We start from the raw sequence: 12,895 nt of genomic DNA, 5'->3' as shown, positions 1-12,895 counted from the left end.
AATAAAGTTTAGTTAAAACAAATATAACAACTAAAACGCAAGATTAATTACGAATTATATTTACATTTATGGGTATGAAAATACAACACGTTTTTTTTGACTTAGATCACACCCTTTGGGATTTTGAAAAAAATTCTGACTTAACCTTTCAAAAAATCTTTAACATACACCAATTGGCAATTGATTTGCCTACTTTTTTGAAAGTGTACAAGCCTTTAAATTTAGAGTTTTGGCGATTGTATAGAGAAGAAAAAATAACCAAAACAGCTTTACGTTATCAAAGATTAAAAGCAGCATTTGATGCAGTTAACTATTCAATTTCTGACGATTTAATTAACAAAATTGCAGATGAGTACATAGATTTTTTGCCAGGTTTTAATCATTTATTTGACGGAACTTTTGAAATTTTAGATTATTTAAAAGATAAATACCAACTGCATATTATTACCAACGGATTTGAAGAAATTCAAAGTAAAAAAATGCAAAGTTCTAATATTTCTGATTATTTTGATGTTATAATTACTTCTGAATCTGTAGGTGTAAAAAAACCAAATCCGAAAGTTTTTTATCATGCATTAAAAGTTGCGAATGCAGATGTAGATAACTCAATTATGATAGGCGATAGTGTTGAGGCAGATATACTTGGCGCACTTCATGTAGGTATGAAAGCCATTCATTGCAATTTTGAAAACGAAATTATAGATAATTCAAAATTTACAAGTGTTTCATCTTTATTAGAAATTAAGCAATATCTTTAAATTTTTTTTTGTTTATTAGTAGAATAAATACAAGAAATTATGAATCCCCCAAAAAAAGCAAGTGTAATACTTGCATTTCTTCTTGTTGCATCTTGTGCCGAAAACTTAGATTTTAGTCAAATAGAAGATTACCTTGTACAACCCGTTTTAACATCTTCATTAACATTTTTTAGCGTTCAACCGTTTCATTTTTTTGATACCAATGGTGTGCAACAAAATAGTAGGCAAGACATTACAGAATTCGATTTATTTCAAGATAGTACTATTGTCGAAAATGTAGTTAAAATGGTTTTTAATGCATCTTTTAAAAATGAATTTGATAGAGGTGCCCATATTACAATTGATTTATTGAATGAAAGTAATACAATTGTGTATGCTTTTAAACCGATTTTTGTAGAGAGTAAAGATTTAAACCCACCCGCTTACGAAGAAGAGATTGTTTTAGCTTCAAATCCAGATATTTTTACAGCCACAAAAGTAAGAATTATAGCCTCTTTAGAAAATACAGGTACTCCAATGAACCCCGTAGATACTAGTGAGTTTGAGTTTAAATCTTCAGTAACTTTATTCTTAAAAGTAGAACTTTAACATGAAAAAGTTTCTAATCGTTTTGTTCATTTTATGTGCGCATAAAATGGTAACTCAAAATAAGCAAGTATTGTATGGTTTTGCAGAATTACCCCAAACATTACTACTAAATCCTGCAAGTGAAACAAATTACAAATTTCATGTGGGAGTTCCATTGTTATCTGGTATTTCATCAAGAATCAGTACCACAGGATTTGTTTTAACCGATGTTTTTGCAGAAGATGGTTTACCAATAAATGACAAAATAGCTGTAGCATTGAAAAATTTAACTCCTAAAGATTTTGTAACTTCAAATACTCAAATAGAAGTTGTGAATATAGGTTTTCGAGCAACAGATCGCTTGTATTTTAGTTTTGGTTTTTATGAAGAGTTAGATTTAATAGGTTATTACCCCAAAGATCTGGTTACCCTAATATCAGAAGGGAATAACGCATATTTGCATAAAAATTTTATGATATCACAAATAAAATTTTATGCAGATTTTTCAGGAGTTTTACATGCGGGTGTATCACAAAAAGTCAATGAAAATTTAAGATTAGGGGCACGTTTTAAACTATATTCATCAGCATTAAACATCAAAACAAATAATAATACAGGCACATTTACTACAGCAGAAGGTACTAATAATTTATATACACATTATTTTAATAATGTGAATCTGCTTTCGAGAACTGCAGGTCTTGTAGATGCAGAAACTAATGAATATATAGAAAATTTTGGAGATTATTTAGGAAATACTCTTTTTGGATCTAACTTGGGAGTTGGCTTAGATTTTGGTGTTTTTAGTAAGATATCACCTCAATTAGAGTTTTCTGCTAGTATTCTAGATTTTGGTTTTGTACGATATAAAAGTAATGTGAAAAACACCAAAGTAACAGGTAATTTTAGTTTTGAAGGAGTTGATTTGTTGTTTAATAATGATAATACTAATTATTGGGATGAGTTAAATAGACGTTTTAGAAGAGACTTGCCATCAACTGAAAATCAAAATTCTTACATCACTTGGAGACCCACAAAATTAAATGCTGCATTAAAGTATCGTTTTGGAGAGAAAAGAAGTAAAATATGTTATGATAATAGCTACAAAGATTTTTACCCAAACGCTTTTGGTGCACAATTGTTTGGTGTTTTTAGATCTTTAGGCGTACAACTAGCGTTAACAGGTTTTTATGAGAAAGCCATAACTAATAAAGTTTACACAAAATTTACCTATACTATAGATGATTTTTCTTACGCAAATATTGGGGCGGGTTTTTCTGCAGAGTTTGGTAAATTTAACATGTATACCATGTTAGATAATATTTTGTCTTATAATAACCTATCTTCATCAAATCATATATCTTTACATTTAGGTTTTAATTTTATATTTAATTAAAAATGCTAAAAAAAATAATTCTATTTCTACTCGTTTCTTTAAATATATCAATCTATGGTCAAAACAATAATTTATCTAAATATAAGTATATTGTTGTTGCTAGTAAGTTTGATTTTCTAAAAAAAGTTGATCAATATCAAACCAGTTCTCTAACTAAATTTCTATTAAAGAAAAAAGGCTTTAAGGTGTATTTAGATAGTGAAACTTTACCAAAAGATATCATAAATAAAAGCTGTGCTGTATTAACTGCTAAAATTATTGATGAGTCTAGTATGCTGACCACTAAAAATAGAATTGAATTTTTTGACTGTTATGGAAAAGTGGTTTACAAGTCTGAAATAGGTAAAAGCAAAAATAAAGAATACAAAAAAGCCTATCAAGAAGCTATTAGAAATGCTTTTGATACTATGGAAGATTTTGAATATAGTTACAACCCTTCATCAAAAGATATAGCTACAAAACAAGAAGTTGTCACAGCTAGGGTTACCTCAAAAACTATAGTAACTCCAGAGGAAAAAGTGAAAAAGCAAGATGTTGATGTGCCTTCTTTAAAAGTGCTTTATGCTCAAGCTATCGAAAATGGTTATCAATTTGTAAATACTAAACCAGAAGTAGTTTTTAAAGTTTTAAAAACAAATGTAAAAGAAGTTTATATTATTGATGGTAAAAACGGAATTTTTTACAAAGTAGGGGAGAAGTGGATTGCTGAATATTATGAAAACAATCAACTAAAACATGCAGAATATACTATAAAGTTCTAGTAATTGTATTTATTTTTCCACCTTTTTTGTAAAGTTTCTCTAAACTGTTTTTCTCTGGCATTTTCACCAGGTTCATAAAATTTTGTACCTGATATATTATCAGGTAAAAATTCTTGTTCTATAAAATTGTTGGTATAGTCATGAGCATATTTATAGTTTTTACCATAGTCTAAATCTTTCATTAATTTGGTGGGCGCATTTCTTAAATGTAAAGGAATTGACAAATCACCAGTTGCCTTAACTACTTGTTGGGCATTTTTTATAGCTAAATAAGATGCATTACTTTTAGGAGAATTTGCCAAATAAACAGCACATTGGCTTAGAATAATTCGAGATTCTGGATTGCCAATTACAGAAACTGCCTGAAAAGTAGAAGTAGCTAAAATTAAAGCAGTAGGGTTTGCGTTACCAATATCTTCTGAAGCAGAAATTAATAATCTTCGAGCAATAAATTTAACATCCTCACCACCTTCAATCATTCTTGCCAACCAATAAAGTGCTCCATTAGGGTCACTGCCTCTAATCGATTTTATAAATGCGGAAATAATATCATAATGTTGTTCTCCTGTTTTGTCATATCTAACCGTATTTTTTTGAATTTTTTCTAAAACTAATTTGTTGGTGATTTCAATTTCATCTTCTGTAGCAACTATCAAATCAAATATATTTAAGAGTTTTCTGGCATCACCACTAGAAACTCGTAATAAGGCATCAGTTTCTTTTAGGGTAATTTTTTTAGATGCTAAAAAACTATCTTTTGTCATAGCTCTTTTTAGTAAAGCTATGAGATCATTTTTATCAAATGAATTTAAAATATATACCTGACAACGAGAAAGTAGGGCAGGTATCACCTCAAAACTAGGGTTTTCTGTGGTTGCACCAATTAAGGTTACCCAACCTTTTTCTACAGCACCTAATAAAGAATCTTGTTGCGATTTACTAAACCTATGAATTTCATCGATAAATAAAATTGGGTTTTTGGCGGTAAACAAACCACCACTTTTTTTAGCTTTATCTATAATTTCTCTTACCTCTTTTACACCAGAACTAATTGCGCTTAGTGTGTAAAAAGGTCTATTTGATTCATTTGCAATAATATTTGCCAGTGTCGTTTTACCTATGCCTGGTGGCCCCCAAAGTATTAATGAAGGAATGATTCCTTGTTTAATTAAATGGGTAAGTACGCCATTTTTACCCACTAAATGCTGCTGACTTATATAATCTTCAAGATTTTTAGGTCTAATTCGTTCTGCCAAAGGTTCATTCATTAGGTAAAAATAATAAAGATTTCTGACAGAATTAGTAAAAAAATAATTTGGTTAGATTTTTGTTATTTTGTTGGTATGAGTGAAGAAAATCAGCTAAAAATATCCAAATCTATTTTTATAATTCCAATACTATATGTTTCTGTAATATGGATAATTTATTGGATAGAAATACAATTTGGTTATAATTTTAATAAATACGGAGTCTCACCACGAACTTTAAAAGGCTTTAGAGGTGTTTTTTTAACACATTTTATTCATAGTAACACCAGTCATCTTTTTAATAATTCAATACCATTGTTTGTGCTTTTAAGTAGTCTCTTTTATTTTTATAAAGAAATCGCATACAAAACGTTAATTTTAGGAGGTTTTTTTACAGGTTTGTTCACTTGGTGTGTTGCAAAAGATTCTTATCATATTGGCGCTAGTGGAGTGGTTTATATGCTTTTTAGTTTTGTTTTTTTTAGCGGCTTGATTAGAAAACATTACAGATTAGTAGCGCAATCTATGATTATTATTTTTCTGTATGGAAGTCTGATTTGGTATGTTCTGCCAATAAAAGATGGAATGTCTTGGGAAGGGCATTTATCTGGTTTTTTGGTTGGTTTTTGTTTCTCTCTAATTTATAGAAATAAAGGAATAACTAAACAAGAATATCAATTTAAAGAAACTGAGTTTGATACTTTTTTTGATGAAGATGGTAATTATTCTCCACCAAAAATTGAACAAGAATTAGAAGATGAACATGTAAAAGAAACAGAATAATTTTATTTTTTTACTGCTTACTGCTTACTGCTTACTGCTTACTGCTTACTGCCACTCTTTGTCTAACACTTTCATATAAAAAAGCACCACAAGCCACAGATACATTAAGAGAGGCTATTTCACCAAGTAATGGTAATTTTGCTTTATAATCTACCATTTTTAAAACAGAAGGATTAACACCTCTATGCTCAGAACCCATAATTATAGCTACTGGTTGATTAAAATTGATATCAAAAATAGAGTTATCGGTTTTTTCTGTTGCAGCAACTATTTTAATATTTGAAGCTTGTAATAAAAACATTGCATCTTTAATATGATCTACTTTGCAAATAGGTACTTTAAAAGCAGCACCAGCTGAGGTTTTTATGGTTTCTGCATTTACAGGAGCACTACCATTTTTTTGGATAATAATACCATGTACACCTGTACATTCTGCAGTTCTAATAATAGCACCAAAGTTTCGTACATCAGACAGTTGATCTAATATTAAAAACAACGGCGTTTTGTTTTTATCTAATATTTTTTCTAATAATTCTTCTAAATCATAAAATTCTACAGGTGATATTTGGGCAACTGCACCTTGATGATTTTGGTTTTTAGATAATCTATTTAATTTTTCAACAGGAACTGTACTTGTGCTAATTTTATTTGTTTTTATAATTTTGTCTAACTCATAAAAAAGATTTCCTCTTAGTCCTTTTTGTAAGTAAACTTTATTTATTGTAGATCCACTTTCTATGGCTTCTATAATGGCTCTTATCCCAAAGATTGTTGTAGTTGATGTTTCTGTCATACTACAAATGTATGCTAATTATTGTGCAAAAAAAAACCACCTCTTTTGAGGTGGTTTAATATAATATAATAATTTTTAATTTTGATCTGCTATAAATGGGTTAGCAATAATTTCCTCTTGAGGAATCTCAAAAGTCAATCGCTCATCATCATGACTAAAAGATGTACCAGCAAAATCTAACCAATTAGATCCTCTTGTTCTAGTTTCTCTTCTTCTTTTCATAATGAAATATGATATTCCTTCTCCCCAAAGCTCTAATCTAGCTTGTAGAGCAGCTTCATCAGCTAAATCAGCGTCAGGTAATGCATCAATGTAAGAACTGTCATCTAATCTAATATCTAACAAAGCTTTTAAGCTTGAACGAGCAGCAGCATAGTTACCATTTTCAGCTGCAGCTTCAGCATGCAATAAATAAAATTCAGCAATACGCATGTAATGAGAATCAGAATCTATATTAGATTGAGGTCCTGAAAAAGCTCTAAATTCAGCTAAATGTGCACCTTTGTAATAGAATTTACCTCCTGGTCTTAAATCTGAAGAGTAAGGATCTTCAAATTGAAATTTTCTAATATCATCATCTCTAAAATTAGCAAATAAATCAGCGTCTATACCTTTTGGGTTACCTACAGCAGCATAACTATAACTATACTGATCCATAAAGCCCCACCAAGAAAATAAAGAAGCTAAACCTTGACCTTCAGCAGTAATATCTATTCCCCACATAATACCGTCAACAGAATTGATATCATTAAATCCTCCTATTGAACCATCTTCATCTGGTAATAAAGCAACTTCATCATTACTCATAATAGTATAACCAGCATCCACAACTTTTTTTGCGTAAATTTCAGTTTGTGTCCAATTGTTTAAAGCCCCATATGTTCTGGCAATTAAACCTCTAACAATGTCTTGATTTACTTCTATTTTGTCCTCACGTACATATCCGTCTAATAAAGTCTCTGCAGTTAATAAATCATTAAGTGCAAAATCAAAAACTTCTTGAAGTGTACTTTTAGGTTGCTCAAGTTGTTCAGCACTTGAGTAAATTGGTAGTACGCTTTGTGATAAATTTGAAATATCGTTAACATAGGTATGTATTAGATTATAATATGCATAACCTCTAAGTGCTTTTGCTTGACCAATAGTATGCTTTCCACCATCAGTTTCTGGTACTACATCATTACCACCAGCAGCGTCAATAATTAAATTAGATAAACCAATTATTCTGTATAAAAATCTCCAAGGTCTAAGATTATTATTATTATCTGGATCTAAGGCTGCAGTTAATTCTGAAATATCTCTTTGACGACTATAGCTTTTTCCTAAATGAGCCATATCAGCACATAGAATATCCATATTCATAAACATTGCAGTAATACCAAAGTCTTCTTGTGCAGTAGTACCTCCACTTCCTCTACGATATAAATTTTCATAAATACCTAATAAAGTTCCTTTTGCAACGTCAGGATTTATCTCTGCTGCTTCAGCAACTGCAACATCAGTAATGGTAGCAGTTGGTACTGTTTCTAAAAAATCATCACTACACGAAGTAAACGCAGCAATAAGTGCAAATAATATAAGTTTTATTTTTGTTTTCATAATATTATAAATTTAAATTGATTCCCAATACAAATGTAGATAATGGGTTGTATGTATAAATATCAGAGCTTCCTGTTACTGAGGTAGATGGGTTAAAACCTTTTCTTTTTGAAGTTAACCATAAGTTATCACCTGTTGCAAATATCTCTAAATTTTTAGCTCCAATTTTTGAAGCAACTTTTGTAGGTAATTTATAACCAACACGAACGTTGTTTAATGCTAGGAATGAAGCATCTGTTAAAAATCTTGTTGATGTTGCATTTTGCTGTACTTGAAATCCAGCATCTTGTCTTGGTATGTCAGTAACATCACCAGGAGCCATCCAACGATCTCTAATATCAACTGAGAAGTTGTTTGTACCTGCAAAATCATTGTCCATTAAGTTAGCATATGCAGAATCGTAAGCCCATCCACCAATTTGGTAGTTGAATAATGTACTAATTGAGAAATCTCCTATTTCAGCATTAATTCTAAAAGCACCACTGATATCTGGTATAGCTGTTTTATCAATAAATTTATCTGCTGCTTCTCCATAAACTTCAGTAACATCTTGTACTACATTAGAATTTGGATTATCATTGGTGTACTGCGTTAAGTTGGTAATAAGTACATCATCTGCAGATGCATAGGTACCATCACCATTTACATCATCAAAATAACGTTCCCATTGTGCTGCTCCTGTATCAGAATTAACACCTACATAAACAGGGATATGTCTGTCGTATAAAGAACGACCAACTTCATAGGCAAACCCACCATTAATAATTAATTTTCTCTCTTCTCCTGTAACTGGGTCAATTGGTAAAGCTTTGAATTCATTACTTAGCATTGCTCCATTAACACCGAAATTTAATTTAAATCGATCCTTTTGAATAAGTCTAAAATTCAAATCAAATTCTACACCTCTATTTACGATTTCTCCATCGTTTACTAGTATAGAAGCATATGTTCCTAAAGATTGTGCTACATCTCTATTAAAGAACATATCTGTAGTACTTATATTGTAGTACTCAAGTGATCCATCTATAAAATTACCTAATTCGAATTCAACACCAATATTGAATTGGTTAGAACTTTCCCAAGTTAAGTCTGGATTACCTTTATAATCAAATGCTAATGAAATATTTCCATTTAAATTGTTAATAGAGTATTGGTTATAACCTGGATAATATCTAGCTACTGTACCATTTAAAACACCAGAATTACCAATAATACCATAACTTGCTTTTAATTTTAAAAGATCTATGAAATTGTAGTCACTTAAGAAATCTTCTTTAGAAAGAATCCATGCTGCACCAACCGAGTAAAAATTACCCCATTTGTTGTTTACAAATCTTGAAGATGCATCTCTATTGAAGGTAGCATTCAAAAAGTATTTACCTGCGTAATCTGTAGTAACATTAGCAATGTAACTTTCAGTAGCTTCTGTATCTGTATAACCATCAACAGGTTGATTTACAACACCATTTGAGATGTCAGTTCCAAAAGGAGTTACCAAGTTGGTACGCTCTGCTTCTAAATAATTGAATTCGTAACTAGTTGCTACGTGAGATACAAAAGCATTTAATTTAAAATCATTAAATGTTTTCTTGTAACGGAAACCAGTTCTTAACGTATAGTTTTTAGTTTCTCTTCTAGTTCTGTTAATTAAACCACCATTTCCTTTCGCTGGACTATAAAAAGGCTCATTTAAGTCAATGTCGTCATTCATAAAATATTGGTACGCAAAATTGTTTTCGAATATTAAACCTTCTGCTAAATCAATTTTAAGGTCATTATTAAAGTTTACAGAGTTGTTTTTATTTCTACTAATGTTTATCTGTGAATCTGCAACACCATTTGTAGCAAAACCAAAACCACGACCATCTTCTAAACCATAATCATATAAAAATCCTCCATAAATAGGGTCATCTATTCTATCACCTGCTGCATCTCTTCTGTACAATGGGTATATAGAAGGTAAGTTATCAATCCACCAAAACTGTGATGATGAAGAAGAACCTGTTCCATTATCGTTTGATTCACTCTGTGTGTAGTTTAGAGATGTATTTAAAGTGATATTATCACCAAATTTATTAACACCTGCTACACGAGCATTTAATCTTGTATAATCTGTATTAGAAGCATAACCAACATCTTCAATATATCCTAGAGATACATAAACAGAAGAATTTTCAAAAGAATTAGATAATGATACATTAGCCTCTAATCTATTCGATGGCTGAAAAGCAAAATCTTCCCAATCTTCTGGGGTATATCTTCTTGTTATGCCAGGTCTAACTGTACCAGTAGCAGGATCAATAAGTTCAGAAACACCAGTAGCTCCTGAATCTGAAGTATTCCACATATTATAGATTGGAGAAATATCTGAAACATCGGCATTGTTTCCTTCAAAAAGGTTGCTATTTGCATAATCAATTGCTAAAGCGTTATCTCCGTTATTAGACAATAAACCTCTTTGGTAAATTCCTTCCCATGCAATACCTATGTACTCCTCAGGACTACTAATTGTTTCGTATCTTGGTACACCTTGAAAGTTTGTACCTGACTTGATAGAAACATTTAATGATGAACCACCAGAACTCTTACCTCTTTTTGTTGTAATAACGATTACACCGTTTGAACCTCTTGCACCATATAACGAAGTTGCTGAAGCATCTTTCAAAATAGTTACAGATTCGATATCATAAGGATTAATATCATTCAAACTACCTGAAAAAGGTGCATCATCAACAATATATAAAGGAGCGTTACTACCATTTACAGAACCAAAACCTCTAATTCTAATTGTAGATACACTACCTGGCTGTCCAGATGTGTTAATAACATTTACACCTGCAGCCTCTCCTGCTAATGCTTGACTTACGTTTGTAAAAGATTTTGCAGAAATATTTTCACCTTGTACCACTTTTGCAGATCCTGCAAATGATGTCTTAGAAACACTACCAAATCCTGTTACTACAATTTCGTCTAATACATTGCTGTCTTCAATCATGGTTACATTAATAGTGGTTGACGAACCAACTTTTTTCTCTAGTACTTTGTAACCTAAGTATCTAAAAACCAAAATGTCTTTGCTACTAGCCTTAATAGAGTATTCACCATTAAAATTAGTTTGTGCACCAGTAGTTGTACCTTTGATGTTAATACTTACCGAAGGTAAAGGACCTGATTGATCAGATACTGTACCTGAAACAGTTTTTTGTTGTGCAAAGGTTATTTGCACTACCAACGCCAAGAATAGCGTTAAAATTCCATTAAACTTTGTCTTCATTTTATAATTATTTGAATTAATTAAAGTCAAAAGTCTTAAATTAAAGTTAATTAAACAACTTATTTAACTTTTTTTTGTTTAATTAAACGTAAAATAATTGAAACAATATTGTTTGTATTTCGTAAACTTCTTTAAAACACTGGTGGTTTCGAACACTTATAATTTTAAATTTTTAGTTTTAAATTATAAGTTAGGAACATTTGAAGCATAAAAAAGGCCGTCTAAAACTAATTAGACGACCCTTTGTTTATAATTTTATAAAGATTTGCTTATTTAAACAACCATAGTTTGGTATCTAAATTATCTGCACCTTGAGCAGCAACTGCAGCATTATAATTTTCTTCGTTTAAAGAAGCAGCTGTTGCAGAGTAACCATGTCTTTGTGGGATATCTGTAGCATTAGATAGTAAATCACCTGGAGCAACTAATCCAATTTTACCTTCAGTACCCATTGCTTTGAATCTTCTCCACTCAGCCCAACTGTTGTAACCTTGTAAATATAAAGAAACCCATTTTTCGTAAGCAATATCGTCTACACCTGTGTAAGGGTTAGCAGCGATGTATGCAGTAGCATCTGCAGCATCTACTCCCCATTGATCCATAGAAGCTTGAATAGCTTGTTCATAAAGAGTAGCAGCGTCTTCTGTTGTCCATCCCCAAGCAGCAGCTTCAGCTCTGGCAAATAAAACTTCTGCATAAGTATAAATCATTAAAGGAGCATCACCTTTATTGATGATATCAGCTGTAATAAATGAATAATTGGCAGTGGCTGAATTAGATTGTCCATATGGAGCACCTACATAAACAGCACCCGTTTCTGAAAGTTGAGCATATTTTGGTAATCTTGGGTCTTCTGGAGCAGTGTTTGTTCCAGAACCAATTAATTTGTTTACAAAAGTATCACTCATTAAGTAATCTTTTCTTCCTTCGTTAACAAAGTGATCTTCCCATGGATTATCATTAGAATCTTCTGATAAGAATGTATATTGAATATTATCTGAATTAGAAGATATTACACCTGATAAAGCTTCATTAAATTTAGCACTACCAGTTGTAGGGTCTGCATTAGACAAACGCAAAGCCATAACCATTTTAATGGTATTTGCAAATGTTCTCCAACTTGTCATATCACCTCCAAAAAGAATGTCTCCAGAAGGTCCATTACCAGAATCCATAGAAGCTAAAGCAGCATCTAACTCACTAAATAAACCCATGTAAATTGCTTCCTGAGAATCGTATTTTGGTTTTGTAGTGTTGTTAGCGTCATTTGCTTCAGTATAAGGTAAATACCCCCATCTTTCAGTCATTAACTGATACCAATATACTTTTAAGATAGTAGCAGCTGCTATTTGGTTACCATTTGAACCATAAGCTTGAGCTGCAACTTTAGTGTCTTCACTAGTGTTTATTTCAATAATTTGTTTAATATCTTGCAATGTTGCATAAGAACCATTAGTACCCCAATTTAATGTTTGGTATCTAGATTCTTCATCATATTGTCCATTAGATAAATATTGAACATATAAATTTGCAGTTCTGTGCGAAGTTATTCCACTAAATCCTCTTTGAACATTTGTTAATAGTAAGGATGGTACAGAATTACTTGGACTATTTGGATCGACATTTGTACCTCCAAAATCTACAGTTTCACAAGCTGTAAAGGCAACCAATACAGCCAGTATAAGTGTTTTAATTTTAATATTGTTTTTCATTTTAT

At 31.2% G+C, this 12,895-nt stretch carries 10 protein-coding genes; 5 read left to right on the top strand and 5 right to left on the bottom strand.

The features are described from left to right. Nucleotides 1-68: 68 nt before the first annotated feature. The 4 genes from SJY27_RS05905 to SJY27_RS05890 are packed head-to-tail and all read left to right on the top strand — an operon-like array spanning nucleotide 69 to nucleotide 3,482. Nucleotides 69-758, top strand: coding sequence for a YjjG family noncanonical pyrimidine nucleotidase (locus tag SJY27_RS05905; protein WP_397447330.1), 690 nt, complete (start codon nucleotides 69-71; stop codon nucleotides 756-758). Between the two features lie 39 nt (nucleotides 759-797). Beyond that, nucleotides 798-1,346, top strand: coding sequence for a hypothetical protein (locus SJY27_RS05900; protein WP_397447329.1), 549 nt, complete (start codon nucleotides 798-800; stop codon nucleotides 1,344-1,346). Nucleotide 1,347: 1 nt separating this feature from the next. Next, a complete protein-coding gene (locus tag SJY27_RS05895) occupies nucleotides 1,348-2,721 on the top strand; it encodes a DUF5723 family protein (RefSeq protein WP_397447328.1) in 1,374 nt (457 codons plus the stop codon). A 2-nt stretch (nucleotides 2,722-2,723) separates the two neighbouring features. Further along, on the top strand, nucleotides 2,724-3,482 hold the full coding sequence (locus SJY27_RS05890; protein ID WP_397447327.1) for a hypothetical protein: 759 nt from the start codon (nucleotides 2,724-2,726) through the stop codon (nucleotides 3,480-3,482). On the opposite strand, the gene SJY27_RS05885 is transcribed toward SJY27_RS05890, so the two are convergent. Further along, nucleotides 3,479-4,750 (bottom strand): replication-associated recombination protein A, encoded by a 1,272-nt coding sequence (locus tag SJY27_RS05885; protein WP_397447326.1) that lies wholly within the window; start codon nucleotides 4,748-4,750, stop codon nucleotides 3,479-3,481. The two genes, SJY27_RS05890 and SJY27_RS05885, sit on opposite strands and share 4 nt — an antisense overlap. Nucleotides 4,751-4,825: 75 nt before the next feature. Here SJY27_RS05885 and SJY27_RS05880 point away from each other — a divergent pair, with 75 nt between their 5' ends. Then, nucleotides 4,826-5,512 (top strand): rhomboid family intramembrane serine protease, encoded by a 687-nt coding sequence (locus SJY27_RS05880; protein ID WP_397447325.1) that lies wholly within the window; start codon nucleotides 4,826-4,828, stop codon nucleotides 5,510-5,512. Between the two features lie 31 nt (nucleotides 5,513-5,543). Here the strand turns inward: SJY27_RS05880 and rlmB are convergent, their stop codons facing one another. From rlmB to SJY27_RS05860, 4 genes are all read right to left on the bottom strand, one after another. After that, nucleotides 5,544-6,305, bottom strand: a complete 762-nt coding sequence (gene rlmB, locus SJY27_RS05875; protein ID WP_397447324.1) for a 23S rRNA (guanosine(2251)-2'-O)-methyltransferase RlmB — start codon at nucleotides 6,303-6,305, stop codon at nucleotides 5,544-5,546. Between the two features lie 75 nt (nucleotides 6,306-6,380). Next, nucleotides 6,381-7,904 (bottom strand): RagB/SusD family nutrient uptake outer membrane protein, encoded by a 1,524-nt coding sequence (locus SJY27_RS05870; RefSeq protein WP_397447323.1) that lies wholly within the window; start codon nucleotides 7,902-7,904, stop codon nucleotides 6,381-6,383. 4 nt (nucleotides 7,905-7,908) lie between these two features. Next, nucleotides 7,909-11,178 (bottom strand): SusC/RagA family TonB-linked outer membrane protein, encoded by a 3,270-nt coding sequence (locus SJY27_RS05865; RefSeq protein WP_397447322.1) that lies wholly within the window; start codon nucleotides 11,176-11,178, stop codon nucleotides 7,909-7,911. Nucleotides 11,179-11,447: 269 nt separating this feature from the next. After that, nucleotides 11,448-12,890, bottom strand: coding sequence for a SusD/RagB family nutrient-binding outer membrane lipoprotein (locus tag SJY27_RS05860; RefSeq protein ID WP_397447321.1), 1,443 nt, complete (start codon nucleotides 12,888-12,890; stop codon nucleotides 11,448-11,450). Between the last annotated feature and the right edge of the window lie 5 nt (nucleotides 12,891-12,895).

The sequence above is a fragment of the Polaribacter sp. R77954 genome (genome assembly GCF_044595335.1).
GTDB lineage: Bacteria > Bacteroidota > Bacteroidia > Flavobacteriales > Flavobacteriaceae > Polaribacter.
Note: the sequence above shows the minus strand (reverse complement) of the source record. Positions and strands in the feature narration are given on the sequence as shown.